12 protein-coding genes are annotated in these 18,168 nt (G+C 72.7%); 5 read left to right on the top strand and 7 right to left on the bottom strand.

Features of this window, described 5'->3' with window-relative positions; genetic code table 11:
• Positions 1-45: 45 nt before the first annotated feature.
• The 3 genes from K8638_RS12705 (at position 46) to K8638_RS12695 (ending at position 3,725) form a co-directional block, all read left to right on the top strand.
• Positions 46-1,662, top strand: coding sequence for a M28 family metallopeptidase (locus tag K8638_RS12705; RefSeq protein WP_223754753.1), 1,617 nt, complete (start codon positions 46-48; stop codon positions 1,660-1,662).
• A gap of 165 nt (positions 1,663-1,827) precedes the next feature.
• On the top strand, positions 1,828-2,745 hold the full coding sequence (locus tag K8638_RS12700; RefSeq protein WP_223754752.1) for a bile acid:sodium symporter family protein: 918 nt from the start codon (positions 1,828-1,830) through the stop codon (positions 2,743-2,745).
• Positions 2,745-3,725 (top strand): hypothetical protein, encoded by a 981-nt coding sequence (locus K8638_RS12695; RefSeq protein WP_223754751.1) that lies wholly within the window; start codon positions 2,745-2,747, stop codon positions 3,723-3,725. Before K8638_RS12700 ends, K8638_RS12695 begins: the two co-directional genes overlap by 1 nt.
• A gap of 99 nt (positions 3,726-3,824) precedes the next feature.
• Here K8638_RS12695 and K8638_RS12690 read toward each other — a convergent pair whose 3' ends face one another.
• The 3 genes from K8638_RS12690 to K8638_RS12680 form a co-directional block, all read right to left on the bottom strand.
• Positions 3,825-4,313, bottom strand: coding sequence for a peptidylprolyl isomerase (locus K8638_RS12690; protein ID WP_223754750.1), 489 nt, complete (start codon positions 4,311-4,313; stop codon positions 3,825-3,827).
• Between the two features lie 118 nt (positions 4,314-4,431).
• Complete coding sequence (locus tag K8638_RS12685; RefSeq protein ID WP_223754749.1) at positions 4,432-5,898, bottom strand: ribonuclease H-like domain-containing protein; 1,467 nt, start codon at positions 5,896-5,898, stop codon at positions 4,432-4,434.
• Positions 5,899-5,913: 15 nt separating this feature from the next.
• Positions 5,914-8,331 carry a DEAD/DEAH box helicase gene (locus K8638_RS12680; protein WP_223754748.1) on the bottom strand — a complete coding sequence of 806 codons (2,418 nt, stop codon included), beginning with the start codon at positions 8,329-8,331 and terminating at the stop codon, positions 5,914-5,916.
• 84 nt (positions 8,332-8,415) lie between these two features.
• On the opposite strand from K8638_RS12680, the gene K8638_RS12675 reads away from it, so the two are divergent.
• The gene (locus K8638_RS12675; protein ID WP_223754747.1) at positions 8,416-9,663 is read left to right on the top strand and encodes an SLC13 family permease; all 1,248 of its coding nucleotides are present in this window, start codon (positions 8,416-8,418) and stop codon (positions 9,661-9,663) included.
• A gap of 6 nt (positions 9,664-9,669) precedes the next feature.
• On the opposite strand, the gene K8638_RS12670 is transcribed toward K8638_RS12675, so the two are convergent.
• Positions 9,670-10,509, bottom strand: a complete 840-nt coding sequence (locus tag K8638_RS12670; RefSeq protein WP_223754746.1) for a hypothetical protein — start codon at positions 10,507-10,509, stop codon at positions 9,670-9,672.
• A gap of 172 nt (positions 10,510-10,681) precedes the next feature.
• Between K8638_RS12670 and K8638_RS12665 the strand changes: the two genes are divergently transcribed.
• A complete protein-coding gene (locus K8638_RS12665) occupies positions 10,682-11,377 on the top strand; it encodes a general secretion pathway protein GspE (protein WP_223754745.1) in 696 nt (231 codons plus the stop codon).
• A gap of 12 nt (positions 11,378-11,389) precedes the next feature.
• On the opposite strand, the gene K8638_RS12660 is transcribed toward K8638_RS12665, so the two are convergent.
• From K8638_RS12660 to K8638_RS12650, 3 genes are read right to left on the bottom strand one after another with little or no spacing between them, the layout of a single operon-like run.
• Complete coding sequence (locus tag K8638_RS12660) at positions 11,390-13,594, bottom strand: cyclic nucleotide-binding domain-containing protein (RefSeq protein ID WP_223754744.1); 2,205 nt, start codon at positions 13,592-13,594, stop codon at positions 11,390-11,392.
• Positions 13,594-15,720 carry a HEAT repeat domain-containing protein gene (locus K8638_RS12655; RefSeq protein WP_223754743.1) on the bottom strand — a complete coding sequence of 709 codons (2,127 nt, stop codon included), beginning with the start codon at positions 15,718-15,720 and terminating at the stop codon, positions 13,594-13,596. The genes K8638_RS12660 and K8638_RS12655 overlap by 1 nt, the downstream gene beginning before the upstream one ends.
• Positions 15,721-15,774: 54 nt before the next feature.
• Complete coding sequence (locus tag K8638_RS12650) at positions 15,775-18,153, bottom strand: pseudouridine synthase (RefSeq protein WP_223754742.1); 2,379 nt, start codon at positions 18,151-18,153, stop codon at positions 15,775-15,777.
• Between the last annotated feature and the right edge of the window lie 15 nt (positions 18,154-18,168).

The raw sequence follows: 18,168 nt of genomic DNA, 5'->3' as shown, positions 1-18,168 counted from the left end.
GGCGCGCGGCCACCGCTCCAGGCCGAACCCACGCGAGCCCACATCATGCCCCGTCCCCTGCTCCTGCCCGTGCTGGCCCTCCTCTCCGCCCCGGCCGCCCACGCCGCCGAGCCTTCCCCCGAAGCGGAGCGCTGGTGGGGCCATGTCCGGTTCCTCGCCAGCGACAAGCTGGACGGCCGTGACACCGGCAGTGCGGGCTACCGCAAGGCCGCCGCGTACGTCTCCGAGCAACTGGCCGCGCTGGGCGTGAAGCCCGGCGCCGGTGACTCGTACCTCCAGGAGCTGGAGCTGGTGGCACGCAGGCTGGTGGAGGAGCGCTCGCGTCTGGCGCTCGTCCGCGACGGCAAGGAGGTGCCGCTGGTGCTGGGCCGGGACGCCATCATCTCCCCGCGCGCGGGCGAGTCCGGCACCGTGGACGCGCCGCTGGTGTTCGTGGGCCATGGCCTCTCCATCCCCGACGCCGGACATGACGACCTCGCGGGCGTGGACCTCCAGGGCAAGGTCGCTGTCTTCCTCATGGGCGGCCCCTCCACCGTCTCCGGACCCCTGCGCGCCCACCACTCCTCCTCCGCCGAGCGCGTGAAGGCGCTGAAGAGGGCGGGCGCCATCGGCTACGTCGCCCTCCAGAACCCCAAGCACCTGGAGGTGCCCTGGTCTCGCGTCGCGGGCGCGCGCAAGAAGGCGGCGATGCAGTTCGCCGACATGTCCCTCAACGAAGACCAGGGAATGAAGCTGGCCGTCATCTTCAACGCCGAGCGCACGGAGCAGCTCTTCACCGGAAGCCCGCACACCTTCAAGGCGCTCCTCGCGCTCGCGGACGCGGACCAGCCGCTGCCCCGGTTCGAGCTGCCCGCGCGCCTCAAGGCCCGCGCGGAGTTCGTCAGCGCCCCGGTGAAGTCCGCCAACGTGGTGGGCCTGCTGCCCGGGAGCGACCCGGCGCTGGCGAAGGAGTACGTGGTCCTCTCCGCGCACCTGGACCACGTGGGCGTGGGCGAGCCCGTGAAGGGCGACCGCATCTACAACGGCGCCATGGACAACGCGACGGGCGTGGCCGCGGTGCTGGAGGTGGCGCGCGCGCTCCAGGCCGCGAAGCCGAAGCGCTCCGTGCTCTTCGCCCTGGTGACGGGTGAGGAGAAGGGACTGCTCGGCTCGCGCTACCTCGCGGCCCGTCCGCCCGTGCCCACCGAGGACATGGTGGCCAACTTCAACCTGGACATGTTCCTGCCCCTCTTCCCCTTCACGCGCGTGGTGGCCCACGGACAGGAGGAGTCCAGCCTCGCCGCGCCGCTCCGGCAGGTGGCCGCGGCCCACGAGGTGAAGCCGCTGGAGGACCCCGAGCCCAACCAGATGCGCTTCATCCGCAGTGACCAGTACGCCTTCATCCTCAAGGGCGTGCCGGCCCTGTCCTTCAAGTTCGGCTTCGACAAGGGCTCCCCGGAAGAGACTGTCTTCAAGACGTGGTACCGCGAGCGCTACCACGCGCCCTCGGACGACCTGGCCCAGCCCATGGACAGGGAGGGCGCGGCGAAGTTCGTGAAGCTGCTCTCCGAGCTCACCCGCACCGTGGCGGACACTCCCGAGCGCCCGCGCTGGAACGCGGGCAGCTTCTTCCGCCGCTTCGACCAGACCGGCGCCCGGGGCGGCATTTCCGCGAACCCGTAGCACGTCTCTCCGCACGGCATTCCGCTCTGCCGCACAGCGGCATTGACGCCCGGCGTCACAGGTAGGCAACGCGCCAGGCCATCCGTCAGGACGGGGGTGGCTTGATGCGGAAGGCCCACCTGCGTCACGCTCCCCGTTCAACACAGGACACTGGATGGGGGGCAAATGCAGGCGAACGTGTTCACTGCTGTCCTGATGCCGCTTGCGCTGGGCATCATCATGCTGGGCCTCGGCCTGTCATTGACGGTCGAGGACTTCAAGCGCGTCATCCTCTATCCGCGCGCGGTCATCGTCGGGCTGGTGTGCCAGATGTTGCTGCTTCCGGTGGTGTGCGCGCTCGTCGCGCATGCCTTCGGACTGCCGCCGGAGCTGGCCGTGGGGCTGATGCTGCTGTCCGCGTCCCCGGGCGGAGCGACGGCGAACCTGTTCAGCCACCTGGCCCGCGGTGACGTCGCGCTCAACATCACGCTGACGGCGGTGAACAGCGCGCTCACCCTCTTCACCCTGCCCCTCATCATCAACCTGTCCATGACGCACTTCATGGGCGAGGGGCGCGCGGTGCCGATGCAGTTCGGCAAGGTGCTCCAGGTCTTCGCCATCGTCCTCGGGCCGGTGAGCCTGGGGATGCTGATCCGCTCGCGCCGCCCGTCGGTGGCGCTGAAGCTGGACAGGCCCATCCGCCTCATGTCCGCCGTGTTCCTCGCGGCCGTCATCGGCGCCGCGGTGTACCAGGAGCGAGCGAACGCGCTGGGCTACTTCCAGCAGGTGGGGCCCGCCGCGCTCGCCTTCAACGTGGCCAGCATGTTGGTGGGCTACTTCGTGCCGCTGCTGATCCGCCTCCCCCGCCGCCAGGCGGTGGCCATCGGCATGGAGATTGGCATCCACAACGGGATGCTCGCCATCGCCATCGCGCTCAGCCCCACGCTGCTGGCGAACCCGACGATGGCCATCCCACCCGCCATCTACAGCCTCGTCATGTACTTCACCGCGGCGGCCTTCGGCTTCTTCGTCAGCCGAAGCCACTCCCGCGAGCAGGACGCAGTGCCGCTCCCCCCCACACCCCACCCCGAAAAGGTGTCTTGATGAAGAGGATGCGTTCGAAGCTGTCCCTGCTGTCGCTGTGTCTCGGGTTCGCCGGTCCGGCGTTCGCGGAGGAAGCGGATGCCAGCTCCGAGGCCTCACGGGCCGCCGCCGTCCCCACGGAGGCCCCGGCACCGCTGACACCGCCCCCGCCTCCGAACCTCCGCCTCTACTTCGCCAACATCAACTTCCTCCGCTACAACCCCATCGGCATCGAGTCGCAGAACCGCCTCATCCTGCAGAAGCGCCTGTCGGACAGCACGTCCCCGCTGCTTCGCGACACCTTCATCAACGGCGCGGCGGTGCTGAAGCTCAACCCGGCCGGCATGAAGGTGGGCCCCGCGGTGGAGTTCCAGCCCATCGCCATGCTGAACGTGAAGGGCACGTACGAGTACTGCCGCTACTTCGGCGCGTTCGGGTTCCTCCAGTCCTATCCGGGTCCGCTCTCTGACTTCTCGGACGACGCGCGCAGCCTGACGGAGGACAGCGCGTACAGCACCGGGGGCCACCACTTCATGCTGGAGCCGACGCTCCAGGCGAAGGTGAGCTCCTTCGTGCTGCGCACCAAGGCGTCCATCGAGTACTGGAACATCCGCCTGCGCGATGGCGAAGGAAACCAGGGGGCCTTCTACGACGCGCTGCTCGACACGCTCGTCCCCGGCAAGGGCTGGATCTTCACCAACGACACCGACCTGCTCATGCTGGCCTCTCCGCAGCTCACGCTGGGGGCCCGCTTCAGCGCCGTGTGGCCTCGTTATGCCGGGGAGGGCGCGGACTCGCCCGCCACCCGGGCGGACAACAGCCACCTGCGCATCGGGCCCATGGTCGCCTACGCCTTCCACACGCGTGAGCGCTCCACGTTCAACCGCCCCACGCTCTTCGCCACCGCGGCCTGGTACCTCAAGCACCCGAACCGCGAGGGCGCGCTCCCCTACATCGCCACCGGCTTCTCCTTCTCGTCGGACCTGATGAGCGTGGACTAGCGGCGCGCCGGCGAAGCCTCGCTGAAACAGAACGCCCGTGGCCCCCTCTTCGGAGTGGGCGCCACGGGCGTCGTCTTTCCGGCTCGTGAGCCTGTGACTTCAGTGGTCGTGTTCCTCACCGGGGCCGTGGGCGTGGCCGTGCTCCAGCTCCTCGGCCGTCGCGGCGCGCACGTCGCGCACGGTGACGTCGAAGTGGAGCGTCTTGCCGGCCAGCGGGTGGTTGAAGTCCACCAGCACGCTCTCGTCCCGCACTTCCTTGATGAAGAAGTCGACCTCGTCACCATCCGGGTCGGTGGCGCTGAGGATGCCGCCGGGCACCAGCTCCAGGCCCTCGGGGAACTCGGAGCGGGGAACCTCCTCGAGACCGTCCGGGTCGTAGTCGCCGTAGCCCTCGTCGGGAGTGACAACCACCTGGAGGGTGTCGCCCTTCGACTTCCCCTCCAGCGCCTTCTCCAGGCCGGGGACGAGCTCCTCGTACCCTTGCAGGTAGACGAGCGGCTCACCGGGCTCGCTCTCGTCCACCGCCTTTCCGTCACCGAGGTGGAGCCGGAAATCGATGGAGACGACGCTGTCCTTGGTAATTTTCATGAGGCCCTCATAGCGCACGGCGACGGCACACGCCTCAATCATGTGCCTGACTGACAATGGGGCGAGCGTCCCACTTCAGGCATCTGTCAGATTCCGGCGCTGGGGGAATGCCACCGGGTCAGCCCGGCACGGGGCCACGCTGGGGCGGCGCGGCAAGGTCCAGCGAGTACGCCCCGGAGCTCCGGGCGAGCCGGGCCTCCAGGCGGGTGACGCGGCGCCGGTGGTCTTCCGGAAGCTCGGCCGCCGCCGAGAGGCGCGCGTGGTGCAGCGCCCTCGGGAGGTCCTTGAGGCCGTGCTCGTAGAGCTTGGTCAGCTCCAGGTGCAGCGTCGCCGCCTGGAAGCCGCGCGCGGACTCGAGGGCCCGGTGCAGGTGGCCGGCCGCGGTGATGGGGTCCCCGGCCTTGCGCGAGAGGCGGGAGGCCAGCGCCAGGGCTTCCACGCCCACCGCGCCGTTGTCCCCCGCCGCCGCGGCCCGGGCGAACGCCTGTGCCCGCGGATAGTCCCTCGCCCGGAGCGCGACGCCCGCGAAGCCCAGCAGGTCCCGAGGGTCCTCCCCCGCGGGCACCGAGGCCCCCGCGCCTCCCGCCCGGAAGCGGCGCACCAGCTCGCCCAGCAGCGCCGCGAGGAGGAGCAGGTCGTTGACGTTGTGCTCCAGCACCGGCGTCAGCGCGGAGCCGTCCCCTCCGCGCAGGAAGCGGAAGTACAGCTCCGGAATCAGCGCGCCATCCACGTCCCCGACGCGCCGGTGCCCCAGGACCTGCTCCTCCATGTGCACCAGGCGCGTGCCGGAGCCGCGGTGCTTGAAGACCCGGCGCGCGCAGTGCAGCAGGTCCAGGTGCGGCAGCTCCGCGGGCGTGGGCACGCGGTTGAGCACGAAGCGCGTGCGCAGCAGCGGCCAGTCGAAGCTCTTCCCGTTGAACGTCACCAGGCAGGAGGACCGGGCCATGCGCTCGGCGAGGACCCGCAACATGGGGGATTCCTCGCCCAGCCGGCGGAGGAAGAGCTGGTGCACGCGGAGCGAGCGCCCCTCGAACCAGGCCAGGCCCACGAGGAAGGGCACCGTGCCCGTGCCACCGGCGAGTCCCGTCGTCTCCGTGTCCAGGAAGAGCATCCGCTGGAAGTCCACGCCCGCCAGGTCCGCGTGCAGCGCGAGGCTGGCCACCAGCGGGCCCTCCACGTCCAGCGCCCCGGCCAGCGGCGCGGAGCCATGACGGTGGTCTGGCGGCAGGACGCGCTCGGAGACGTGGACGGTACCGTGTGCCGTTGCCCGGGGCTCCACGGGGAGTGGGCCCGGCGGTGGCGGCGCGGGAGTGGAGGCGCGACGCGCGGAGGACGTCTCCTGGCGCTGCGACCAGTCCGCGAGCATCCGGCGGAGGGCCTCGACGCGCGGGTCCTGCGAGCGAGGGACTGCTCCCGAAGCCGTGGCCGAGGTCTGACGGGCCTCCTCCGGAACCGGAGCAGGAGCCGGAGACGGCGTCGCCTCGCCGGTGCCCTCCTCCGAGGCCGCCGGCACGGGAGCCTTCGCCGGCGCCCTGCCCCCGGGGCCCACACTCGTCAGCCGTGCCAGCTTGCGCTTCAGGTCCACGGGCTCACCTCCGCGCTACTGCATTCCCGCGACGCCCAGCGCGGACAGCAACTCCAGCCCCAGCCGCTTGCGCGGGTACGGCTCCACCGGCGCGCTCCCGGGCGTCGCGCCCGCCGCCGGGCCGATGCAGGCCGGGCATCCGTCCTCACACGCACACGACTCCAGCAGCCGGCGCGCGCGGAGCAGCAGTTCGTCACGCTGGTCGTACAGGCGCGCGGCCAGCCCCACCCCGCCGGGCACGTTGTCGTAGAGGAAGAGGGTCGGGTCGAAGCCCACGCCCCCGTCCTTGCGCGGCGGCCCCTCGGCGTCGTCGCGGCTCCCGAGCGTCTTGCCCACGTCCCTCGGGTCGATCATCAGCCCCACGCACGCCACGGTGCGCAGCGCCGTGGCCACTCCGCGCAGCGCGTCGATGACCGCCGGCCGGGGCGCGCGCATCGAGCGCACCACGGACTCCGGCACCGTCAGCCAGAGCGACGTGGTGTGCATCTGCATCTCCGGCAGCGCCACGTCGCCGTAGCCCACGTTCTCGTGCGTGTGGAACTTGATCTTCTTGTAGCCCACCACCTTCTCGATGACGGACACCTCGCCCATGCCCGCCTGGAGGTCCGGCCCCATGGGCGCGCCCTGGTCCTCCTGGATGACGTGCACGCGCACGTACGTCATCGCGTCGGTGAAGTAGTCCGGCGCCACCTTGCGGACGAAGGCCTTGTGGTTCTCGTAGTCGAACTTCTCGACCTGGTACTGCTCGCCCTCGTGCTGGTAGATGGCCTGCTCGTGCAGCATCGTGTGCGCCGAGCGGAAGTCCATCTCCGCCAGCGTCCGGTCCGTGCCCCGCTCGATGATGACCACGTTGTCCCAGCCCACGCTGCGCAGCGACACGTGGTTGGCGGGGTACGCATCCGTGGACCAGTGGAAGACGCGGCGGCCCGACTCACCCACCGTGGGGTGCACCACCTCATGCTGCGCGAGGAAGCCGAGCGCCTCCGCCGTGGACTCGGGCGGCACGTCCCCGAAGGGCTCGCCCTCCTCGAACGGCAGCTCGAACGAGGCGCACTTGAGGTGCTGGACGAGGATCTCCACGTTGTCCGGGTCGATGCGCGCGTGCTCCACGGGCGCGCCGACGAGGAAGCGCGGGTCCGCCGCGAGGTACTGGTCCAGCGGCGCGCTCGACGTCACCAGCAGCGCCAGGCTCCCCGCTCCGCGCCGCCCCGCCCGGCCGAAGCGCTGCATCAGCGCGGCCACGGAGCCCGGGTAGCCCGCGCACACCACCGCGTCCAGCGAGCCGATGTCGATGCCCAGCTCCAGCGCGTTGGTGGCCACCACGCAGCGCACCTCCCCCGCGCGCAGCGCCGCCTCCGTGGCGCGGCGCGTTCCCGGCAGGTAGCCGCCGCGGTAGCCCTGGATGAGGGCCGGGTCCAGCTTCTCCTCGACGAAGCGGTCGCGGAGGTACTTGAGCATCACCTCGATGTTGTTGCGCGACTGGCCGAAGAGCAGCGTGGACACGCCCGCGCGCACCAGGTCCGCCGTCAGGCGCACCGCCGTCTTGAGGTAGCTGGCGCGGATGCCCAGCTCCGCGTTCACCACGGGCGGGTTGAAGACCATGACGCGGCGCTCGCCGGACGGGGCGCCGCTCTCGGAGACCAGCGCCACCTCGCGCCCGAGCATCCGCTTCGCGTGCGCCTGGGGATTCCCGATGGTGGCCGACGCCGCGACGAACACCGGGTCCGCGCCATGGAAGCGCGCCACACGCTGGAGGCGGCGCAGCACGTTGGCGAGGTGCGAGCCGAAGACGCCCCGGTACGTGTGCAGCTCGTCGATGACGACGTAGCGGAGGTTGGAGAACAGGCGCGCCCAGCTCGCGTGGTGCGGGAGGATGCCGGTGTGCAGCATGTCCGGGTTGGTGAGCAGCACACCGCTGCGCTCGCGAGCGGCCCGGCGCGCGTCCGCCGGGGTGTCCCCGTCGAAGGTGATGGCGCCGTGGGACAGGCCCGCCTCGCGCATCAGCGCGCGGAGCGACTCCTCCTGGTCCCGAGACAGCGCCTTGGTGGGGAACAGGTACAGGGCGCGGGCCTGCGGCTCGCGGGCGAAGCGGTCCAGCAGCGGCAGGTTGTAGCAGAGGCTCTTGCCGGAGGCGGTGGGCGTGGCGATGACCAGGCTCTGCCCGGCGCGGGCGAGGCGGTAGGCCTCCGCCTGGTGGGAGAAGAGCTGCTCGATGCCGCGCTTCTGGAGGGCCTCGCGCACCTGGGGAGCGACTTCCTCCGGAATGGGCGCGAAGGAGCCGGCGCGGGCGGGCGTCACCTCGTCGAGCACGAAGGAGGACGAGAGCTGCCGGTCCGAGCGCCACCCCTGGAGGACGGCGTCCAACCCCCGAGGGGCGTTCCAGGGGGTGCGCCGGGGACCACCGAAGGCGTCCGCTTCCTTCTCAGGCTTCATGGGGCGGGCACTGTACAGGCGTATACCCGGCCGGACAACGCGCTTGCGGCGCGGACGCCCGCACTCGGCTACGGTGCCACCCCCGTGGCCCTCGCCATCTTCCTGTTCACCTACGTCTTCATCGCCGGGGCCCGCCTTCCGTTCCTGAGGCTGGACCGACCCGGCGGCGCGCTGCTGGGCGCCGTGCTCATGGTGGTGCTCGGCGTCGTCACCCCCGCCGAGGTCTTCAACCACAGCGAGAATCCCGCCCGGCATGCCATCGATGGGGACACCATCATCCTGCTGCTGGGGATGATGCTGCTGGCGGCGTACCTGTCCCAGGCGGCCTTCTTCCGCACCGCGGGCGCCTGGGCCGTGCGCAAGGCCCACACGCCCCGGCTGCTGCTGGTGGCCGTCACCTTCATCTCCGCGGTGCTGTCCGCCTTCCTCGTCAACGACACCGTGTGCCTGATGCTCACGCCCCTGGTGCTCGCCACGGTGGAAGACGCGCGCCTGCCGCCCGTGCCCTACCTGCTCGCGGTGTGCATGGGCAGCAACAGCGGCTCGGTGGCCACCTTCACCGGCAACCCGCAGAACATGCTCATCCAGGGCGCCTCCGGCCTGTCCTACGCCAGCTTCGCCGCGTACATGGCCCTGCCCGCCCTGCTCTCCACCGCCATCGTCACCGGCGCCCTGCTCTACATCTTCCGGTACGACCTGCCCGCGAAGCGCTTCGAGGCGCACCCGCCACCGCCTCCCATGGACCGTGGGCTGCTATGGCTCACCCTGGCCGTGCTGGTGGGCGTGGTGGCGGCCTTCTTCGCCGGGCTTCCCATGAGCTGGAGCGCCCTGGCCGGCGCGGCCCTCGTCATGGCCCTGTCCCGCCGCGAGCCGCGCGAGGCACTGGAGCGCGTGGACTGGGTGCTGCTCCTCTTCTTCGCCAGCCTCTTCGTGGTGGTCTACGGCGTGAACAAGCACGGCTGGGCGGAGGACATCCGCGAGCTGTTCAGTCCCCTCATGGCCGGCCCGCCCTGGCGCGAGACGCTCGGCTTCGCGGGGCTGACGCTCGTGGCGTCCAACCTCTTCAGCAACGTGCCCTTCGTCATGCTCGCGCGCACGTGGGTGCCCACGCTGCAGGACGTGGAGCTGGGCTGGCACGTGCTCGCGCTGGGCTCCACGCTCGCCGGCAACCTCACCCTGGTGGGCAGCGTGGCCAACCTCATCGTCTTCGAGGCCGCGCGCGGGAAGGTGAACATGACCTTCCTCGGCTACCTCCGCGTGGGGCTGCCCGTCACGCTGGTCAGCTTCGCCGTGGGGCTGGCGGTGCTCCTCGCGGAGCACGCGCTCTTCTGACGGCGGCTATTCCGGGTCCGGGTCCGGCAGCTCGCCCGCGGGCAGCTCCTGCTCGGGCGGCTTCGGAGGCGCGGGCCGATTCTGGCCCGCGGCGCCGGGCACGGTGTCCGGCGCGGCCGTGGTGGACATGTCGGGCAGCGGTGGGCCGCCCCGCCTGTCCTTCGGCGTCAGGTCCTTCACGAAGACCACCGCCACCTCGTCCAGCATCGCCGTCATCGCCTCGCGGAACAGGCCCGGGTTCTTGCCCACCTTGAACGGATCCAGGTGCGCGGCGCCCGCGGATACCTGGTCCACTTCGAACGGGCGGCGCCATACCTCCGAGCGCCCATCCAGCGTGAACATGCGTCCGTACCCCCGCACGTAGGCCCCGGCGCGGCCGTCCTTGCTGCGCATGCCGTACTCCTGGACGACGAACTCGACGACGGTATCCGCGCCCAGTGGCGTCATCAGGTCGTAGTCCGGAGCGTTGGCGGGCACCTCCTCGACGAGGAAGCTCTCCAGCACCGAGGCCACCCGGGCCGGATCCACCACGCGCGTCCACGGGTGTTCCTGGGGGAGCTGTGTCAGCGTATTCACCCGCAACCGCTCGGAAATCTCGAAGCGCGTCACCGCCTGCTGCAGCTTCACGGTGAGCCGCCGGTCGGCCTCCACCGGCTCCAGCTTCTTGAGCTTGGCGACATAGGCGGAGTCGTCGCGGAACACGAGGCTCTTGGGCCCCGCCCCCTCTTCGATGCGGGAGATGAACGCCGGCCGCCGCACGCGGTCCAGGTCCGCGCCCGCCAGCCGCTGAGACGCACAGCCGGCGGTGAGCGCCAGCACGAGTACCGGAAGAAGGCTTCGTGTCATTCACCCGCAGTTGTACCCCAAGTCGCGCCTTCATGCTCCTACCCGGCCGTACCATGGGCTCGTCGGGCGCCCCCCAAACGGTCCGCTGCTATGCTGCCGGGCCGTGAGCCGCTCGCCTACCCCGCCCCCTGTTTCCCTCCCTGGCCGCAAGCGCCGGCTGGGGGAAATCCTCATGGACGCCGGACTGCTGACGGAGACGCAGCTGCGCTCCGCGCTCGCCGAGCAGCGCAAGTGGGGCGGTCGGCTGGGACTCACCCTGGTGCAGATGGGCTTCGTGGACGAGAGCTCCATGGTCCATGCCCTCTCGCGCCAGCTCGCCATCCCCACGGTGGACCTGGACGCACACACGCCCTCGCCGGTGGCCCTCCAGGCGCTCCGGGCGGACATCGCCGAGCGCTACACCGTCTTCCCCACCGCCGCCGACCCGGGCAACAAGCTGCTGACCGTGGCCACGTCGGACCCCACCAACGTGGAGTCCCTCCAGGAGCTGGCCTTCCACACCGGACAGCGCATCCAGGTGGTCGTCGCGGCCGCGTCCTCCATCGAGCGCGCCATCCGCCGCCACTACCACGGGGAGGTCACCTCCCCCACCGCCACCCCGCTCACGTTCGGCATGGACGAGCCCACCTTCGAGCTGGCACCGCCGTCGGCGCCGGAGCCCGCCCCCACCGTCAACCGCGCGGCCGCGGCCGTGGCGCCGGGGCCGCGTGAGAGCGAGCTGCTCCAGCGCGTGGAGGACCTCGGCCAGCAGGTGGCCCGGCTGGAGGGCATGGTCGCGCAGCAGGCACGCTCGCTGCGCGCGATGCTGGAGCTGCTGGAGACGCGTGGCCTGGTGACTCGCGACGACTACCTCGCGAAGGTCCGGTGACGCCGGAGCGCCTCACACCAGGATGAGGTCCTCGTCGCCTTCCGGCGGCATCCCGGAGGCCGCGGCGCCCAGCACCCTCTGGGTGCGGAGCAGGCGCTCATCGCTCAGCTCGGAGATGAGCACCAGGATCTGCGGGTGGCTGGAGATGAGCAGGTCGAAGTCCTCGCGCGGCAGCCGCAGCAGCGTGGTGTGCCGCGTGGCCGTCACCGTCGCGGTGGCGGGCGTCTTCTGGAGCAGCGAGATTTCGCCGAACAGGTCGCCCTCCTTCAGCCGCGTCAGCAGGAGGCCATCCTTGCGCACCTCCACCTCGCCGGAGAGGACGACATAGAGGCCGTCCGTCGCGTCTCCGTCGCGGATGATGACGGCGTCGCGCTCGACGTCGCGCGCGCGGAAGCGCTCCACCAGCGTGCGCCGGTCCTTCCGGTTGAAGGGCCGGAACAGCGCCGAGGTGTTCATCACGTTCGTCAGCATGCGCTGCCGGACGAACTTCTTGAGGGCCTGGGCCACCAGCGGGTAGCGGCGCGACAGCTCGGCGAGCACCGGCGCGGAGATCTCCAGGAGCTGCGTGTCCTCCGACGCGCCCTCGACGGAGGCCGTGCGCGGCGCGCCGGACAGCAGCGCCATCTCACCGAAGCAGGCGCCGCCCTCCAGCGTGGCGAGGTCCTGGCGCTGGCCCCCGTCCGTGCGGAAGACGCGGACGGAGCCCTCGCAGATGACGTAGAAGGCGTCGCCCCGGGTGCCCTGCTCGATGATGCGCTCGCCCGGACCGAAGCGGCGCAGCGGGCAGCGCTCGAACAGCTCGATGAACGCGTCGCGCGGCAGGTCCGAGAACAGCGGAACGGTGGGCAGGTCGTCCAGCGAGCGCCCCTCGGGGCCGACCTCCTCCGTGAGGCTGTAGACCTCTTCCTCGCCCTCCACGCTCGCGGGGACGGACATGGCGGCGCGCTGGCTCACGCCGGCCTGGGCCGCCAGCTCCACCGCGTGCAGCAGCGAGTCGGCCTCCAGCTCCAGCTCCGTGAAGGACGAAGGCCCCGCCGCCGCCCGGAGTGACACCCCGAGGCCCGGAGACAGCTCGGGGAACGGGAGCGCGGTGGCGCCCGCGGGGGCCTGCGGCTCGGCTCGGCGCGGGCGGAGGCCCGGGGGCGCGGCGGCGGGAGGGGCCTCGGCGGCCACGGGCGCCGGAGGACTCGCGGGGCCGGAGCCCTGGACGGCCGGATCCGCGATGGGCGACGCGAGCGCCGTCCACTTCCTGCTGATGGGGTCCTTCGCGGCCGGGGGTGGTGGCGCCACGGGCAAGGGGCTCGCGGGCTGCCGCGGTGCCGCTGGCCCGGACACCCGCTGGGAAGAGCGTGGCGCGAGCCCCGGAGGCAGCGAGCTGGTCGCGGGACGGGCGGACACCGCGGGGGCCGGCGCGCTCGCGGGCGCCGGTGGAGCAGCGGCCACGGCCGGACTCTCAGCCGGTCCGGTGACGACAGGAGCCGCCAGGGGCCCGGAGTCCATCGGCTCGGGAGCCAGCTCCTGGCCGACCACCACCGGCTCCGTCTCCTGGGCTTCCTCGACGGGCTCGCCCACGAGGATCGGCTCGTCGGCCACCTCGACATCCAGCGAGACCTCCGCGCTTCGGGAGCGCGCCCCTTCCGTCCCCTCCAACCCGACGCGCACGGAGTGGACGACCACTTCCTCCGTGCCCGCGGACGTATCCAGCGACAACTCCGCCGGCGCGCCACCGGCTTCCAGGGACTCGGGAGCCGCCGGGCCGTCCACCTCGACGTCCAGGTCGATCTCCGCCACGGCCGCCCGGACTTCCTCGGGCAGGCGCGACTTCGCCGCGGGCTCGGCGGTGGGCGCCGGCGTCGACAGCACGCTGCCCATGGGGCCTCGCGCCTTCGCGCCCGCGGGCGCCGCCCGGCGCGCGTACAGGTCCGCGAGCATCTGCTGCACGCCGCGATGCGCGGGGTCCAGCTCGAGGATCAGCTTGCTCGCGGCGATGGCGCGCGGAAGGAAGCCCTCCTTCGCGAAGCCCTCGGCGGCGGCCTGGTACGCGGCGACGGCGCGCTCGCGCTGACCGGCCTTGGCCCACGCGTCCCCCGTGCGCAGGCGCGACTGGTGGTCCTTCGGGTCGGCCCGGCAGTATTCCTCGTAGAGCTCCGCGGCTTTGGAGAAGCGGCCCTTGGTGAAGGCTTCCGTGGCCTTGTCCTTGAGCTTGCGCAGCTCCATTACCGGGCCCCCTCGGCGGCGGTGCCGTCCTTCGTCAGCGCCGCGCCCGCCGACTCGCGGACGGTGCGGAAGTAGTCCCCCTTGAGCGCATCCAGCGCCTCGGCCTGCGCGGGGGTGCCAATCTTCTTCAGCGCCGAGGCCGCGGCGGCGCGAATCTCCGGCAGGTCGTGGTACAGGTCCCTCGCCACCACCTCGGCGGCCTGCGGGTCGCCGATGGCCCCCAGCGCCAGCAGCACGTCCCGCCGCGCGACGCTGTTCGGCTCATCCAGCGCCTTGATGAGCGTGAGCACCGCGTCCTTCGCCCCCATCCGGCCGAGCAGCGACGCCGCGAGCGCGGCCTCCGGCCCACCCTCACTCACCACCGCCCGCAGCGGCGCGGACGCCGAGGCCGGCACGCCCGGACTCCGCATGAGCGCATCCAGCACCAGCAGCTTCTCGCTGCCCATCTTCGGCAGCATCTCCACCAGCGCGGCCTGGCCCGCGTCACCCGCCTCCGCCAGCGCCTGCGCCAGCGACTTCTGCACGTCGCGCTCGGGCTCGAGGAGCCCCGCCTTGGCCACCTCCACGCCCTCCGGCCCCAGCCGAGCCAGCCCCACCAGGGCCGCGAGGCGCAGGGTGGCGCTCGAATCCTGGGCGTACCCCTTGAGCAGCTCCAGCGCGCCCGGGGCCTTCAGCGTGCCCAGGGCCCGCAGCAGCGTGGCCAGCGGCTGCAGCCGCTCCGGCTCCACGTCGTCGTGAAGCTCGGTGGGCATGCGCGGCTGCACCACCGTCCGGCCCGCCTCTCGTGCGCGGGCCGCGTTGAGCGCCCTCACCCGCTCGAGGAGCTGTGCGTGCTTCGCGGCCTTGTCCTCCCCCCCGGCGTGCGCGTGGCCATGGGCGGGGGGAGGCGTGGAGGACGGGTCGAAACCGGGGCCGTAGCGCTCCGGCAGCGGCTGCGTCACCCAGTCGGCGCGCAGCGCCTCCAGGCCCTTCACCTCCTGCTCGTACAGCTTCTGCAGGGCGGGCAGCACGGAGGCGTCGCCCATGGCCGCCACGGCCTCCACCGCGAGCATCCGCAGCGACGCGTCGGGCTGGTTGAGCCACGGCGTCACCTTGCCCAGCAGGGGCTGTGCCGAGGGCCCCAGGCCCACCACCGCCTGGAGTCCGCTGGCCGCCGTCGCGGGACGCGCGAGCCGCTCACCAATGGGGTCCACCGGACAGCCACCGCGCGAGCGCATGCCCTGGGCCGCGGCCAGCGCCTCGGCGGGAGCGCCCTCCATCACGATGGCGCACAGCGCGGCATCCGTCTGGGGCGTGCGGGGGAAGGACAGGATGGCGTCGATGGCCAGTGGGCTCACCGCGCTCTTCTCCATCGCCACCGCCTGCAGGCGCGGCGCGACGGCCGGGTCCCGCAGCTTCGTCAGCGCGATGATCGCGGACTCGCGCAGCTCGGGGAAGCTCTCGTCCAGCAGCAGGGCGATTTCCCCCACCGCGCGCTTGTCGCCCGCGTCGCCCAGGCCCCGCACCGCCGCGGCGGCGAGGATGACCTGGCTGTCACGCACCAGCGGCAGCAGCCGGTTCACCGCGTCCGGACGCCCGCTCTTGCCCAGCGCCTCGGCGGCGCCCACGCGCTCGGGCAGCTCGCCCTCGGTGAGGGCCAGGAGGTTGCGGTCCCACTGCGCCTTGGCCTCGGCGGCCACGACCTCCGACATCGCGCCGTTGACGTTCGCGCTCTTCAGGGCCTGGACGATGACCTGCCGAGTGGCGCGGCCGCGGCGGCCGTACTGGAGCGTGAGGTACGCCTTGGCCTTGTCGTTCTTCACCTTCGAGAGTGCCATGGCGGCGCGCGCCTGCACGTCCTCGACGGGGTCTTCCAGCAGCTCGCCGAGCAGGTCCACCACGCGGGGGTCCTGACTCTCACCGAGCGCCACGGCGGCCTCGGCGCGGACGATGGCGGCCAGGTCCTTGGCCGCGCGGGTGAAGAGGACGAGGTCGTCCGCGTTGCCCTGCCCGGCCAGCTTCTTCACGGCGAGCGCGCGGACCTCCGGGCGGGGACTCTGGAGGTCGGCGAGGAGCTGGTCCCGGCTGCCGTTGCAGCCGAGGACCAGGGCCATGATGAGGAGGAAGGGGCGCGCGCCGGTTCGCATCGTTCTCCGGTATATCAACGAGCCCCTCCGCCCCCAATCCGCCATGTAGGGCCGTCAGCGCGGCCGGCGCGGACCCCTCGGAGGGGGTCGGCCAGCACCACCCCGGGGAGGCCCGCTGCTCCAGCGCGGCGTGACGCCCCGCTCCTTCTTCTTGCTCCAGTCCTGGAAGCCGCCGGACTTCTCGCCGCCTTCCCCCTCGGACGGGGGGCCACGGCGGGCCCCGGCGCGGACGATGCGCTCACTGGGGTTGCCGCGCTCGTCGGTCGGGCTCCAGGAACGGCGCTCGGGACGTCCGCCTGCCCCCCGAGCCCCGGCGCCTCCGCCGAAGGCCGGGCGGCCCTCACCCCGGGCGCCGGACTCCCGGCGCTCCGGACGGCCCGCGCCGCGGGGCGCACGGCCTTCGTCACCACCGCCCCACGTCTTGCGCATCGGACGGCCTTCGCCTCGGGGCGCGCCGCTGGCACCACCGCCCGCGCTCCACTCGCGACGCTCCGGGCGGCCCGCGCCACCGGCGCCGAAGCCACGGGCCCGGGGCCGCTCCTCGCCGCCGCGCTCCGGGCGGCCCGCGCCACCGGCACCGAAGCCACGAGCCCGGGGCCGCTCCTCACCGCCACGCTCCGCGCGGCCCGCGCCGAAGTCACGGGCCCGAGGCCGCTCCTCACCACCACGCTCCGCGCGGCCCGCGCCACCAGCGCCGAAGCCACGAGCCCGGGGCCGCTCCTCACCGCCACGCTCCGCGCGGCCCGCGCCACGGCCACGAGGCGCACCGCCCTCGTCTCCGCCCGCGCCCCAGGCCTTGCGCTCCGGACGGCCGGCGCCGCCCGCGCTCCACTCCTTGCGCTCCGGACGCCCCGCGGCACCACGGCCACGAGGCGCACCGCCCTCATCGCCGCCCGCGCCCCACGTCTTGCGCATCGGACGGCCTTCGCCTCGGGGCGCGCCGCTGGCACCACCGCCCGCGCTCCACTCGCGACGCTCCGGGCGGCCCGCGCCACCGGCGCCGAAGCCACGGGCCCGGGGCCGCTCCTCGCCGCCGCGCTCCGGGCGGCCCGCGCCACCGGCACCGAAGCCACGAGCCCGGGGCCGCTCCTCGCCGCCACGCTCCGCGCGGCCCGCGCCGAAGCCTCGAGCCCGGGGCCGCTCCTCACCACCACGCTCCGGGCGGCCCGCGCCACCGCCACGAGGCGCACCCTCGTCTCGGCCCGCGCTCCACTCCTTGCGCTCCGGACGGCCCGCGCCACGGCCACGAGGCGCACCACCCTCGTCTCCGCCCGCGCCCCAGGCCTTGCGCTCCGGACGGCCAGCGCCGCCCGCGCTCCACTCCTTGCGCTCCGGACGACCCGCGGCACCACGGCCACGAGGCGCACCGCCCTCGCCCCAGGCCTTGCGCTCCGGACGCCCCGCGCCCCGGCCGCGAGGGGCCTCGTCTCCGCCAGCGCCCCACTCGCGGCGCTGCGGACGACCCGCCTCGGCCCCGCGCGCGCGGCCGAACCGCGCCATGCCCGTGCCACCACCCTCGGCGGCCGGCTTGCGCTCACGCTTCTCGGGACGCGCGTCCATCGCGCGAGCCGCCCTGCGCCCGGTGCTCTCGGGCACCTCGGGCGCCTCATCATCCATCGACAGCTCAGCCTCCTCGCCGTCGAAGCCCGGCGCCGCGCGCCCGTGCCGCCGCGGAGGCAGCTTCAGCTCCACGGCCGGAGGCTGCGACCGGCCCTCGGCCACCGCGTTCAGCAGCTCCACCTCGGCCTTCTTCAGTGAGCGCAGGTCTCCGGGCCGCATGCCCTCCACGCCGACGCCCGCGTACGCCGGCCGGAACAGGCGCACCACCGGGTGCCCCACCGCGGCGCACAGCCGCTTGATGAGGTGCGGCCGCCCTTCCGCCACGACGATCTTCAGCCACGTGTTCTTCTCGGCCGCCTCGAACACGTCCACCGACAGCGGGGTGGCCATGCCGTCCTCGAGCCGCACGCCCCCGCGCAGCTTGTCCAGCGTGGCCGCGTCCGGCACGCCCTTCACCTTGGCCAGGTACATGCGCGGCACCTGGAAGCTGGGGTGTGTCAGCTTGTGCGCCAGCGCACCGTCGTCCGTGAAGAGCAGTGCGCCCTCGGCGTCGTAGTCCAGCCGTCCCACGGGGAACAGGCGCTTGCCGGTCTCCTCCACGTAGTTGGCCACGGTGGGCCGGCCCTGCGGATCCGACAGCGTCGTCACGACGCCAATCGGCTTGTAGAGCACGAAGTACGAGGACTCTTCCGGAGGCGAGACGAGCTGCCCGTCCACCGCGACCAGGTCCTTGCCCGGCTCCACCCGGCTGCCCAGCTCCGTCACCGTCTCGTTGTTCACCGTCACACGGCCCGCGGTGATGAGCTCTTCTGCGTGCCGGCGCGAAGCCACTCCCGCGCGGGCCAGATACTTCTGTAGTCGTTCGGCAGCCATCCTTGCCTTCTTCCG

Source organism: Myxococcus sp. RHSTA-1-4 (genome assembly GCF_020037125.1).
Lineage (GTDB): Bacteria > Myxococcota > Myxococcia > Myxococcales > Myxococcaceae > Myxococcus.
The sequence above is the reverse complement of the archived record's forward strand: the minus strand, read 5'-3'. Positions and strand labels throughout refer to the sequence as shown.

Bases quoted from the DNA above. Each gene is read 5' to 3' on its own strand.
- K8638_RS12705 (WP_223754753.1), top strand. From the start codon at position 46: ATGCCCCGTCCCCTGCTCCTGCCCGTGCTGGCCCTCCTCTCCGCCCCG.
- K8638_RS12700 (WP_223754752.1), top strand. From the start codon at position 1,828: ATGCAGGCGAACGTGTTCACTGCTGTCCTGATGCCGCTTGCGCTGGGC.
- K8638_RS12695 (WP_223754751.1), top strand. From the start codon at position 2,745: ATGAAGAGGATGCGTTCGAAGCTGTCCCTGCTGTCGCTGTGTCTCGGG.
- K8638_RS12690 (WP_223754750.1), bottom strand. From the start codon at position 4,313: ATGAAAATTACCAAGGACAGCGTCGTCTCCATCGATTTCCGGCTCCAC.
- K8638_RS12680 (WP_223754748.1), bottom strand. From the start codon at position 8,331: ATGAAGCCTGAGAAGGAAGCGGACGCCTTCGGTGGTCCCCGGCGCACC.
- K8638_RS12670 (WP_223754746.1), bottom strand. From the start codon at position 10,509: ATGACACGAAGCCTTCTTCCGGTACTCGTGCTGGCGCTCACCGCCGGC.
- K8638_RS12665 (WP_223754745.1), top strand. From the start codon at position 10,682: ATGGACGCCGGACTGCTGACGGAGACGCAGCTGCGCTCCGCGCTCGCC.
- K8638_RS12660 (WP_223754744.1), bottom strand. From the start codon at position 13,594: ATGGAGCTGCGCAAGCTCAAGGACAAGGCCACGGAAGCCTTCACCAAG.
- K8638_RS12655 (WP_223754743.1), bottom strand. From the start codon at position 15,720: ATGCGAACCGGCGCGCGCCCCTTCCTCCTCATCATGGCCCTGGTCCTC.
- K8638_RS12650 (WP_223754742.1), bottom strand. From the start codon at position 18,153: ATGGCTGCCGAACGACTACAGAAGTATCTGGCCCGCGCGGGAGTGGCT.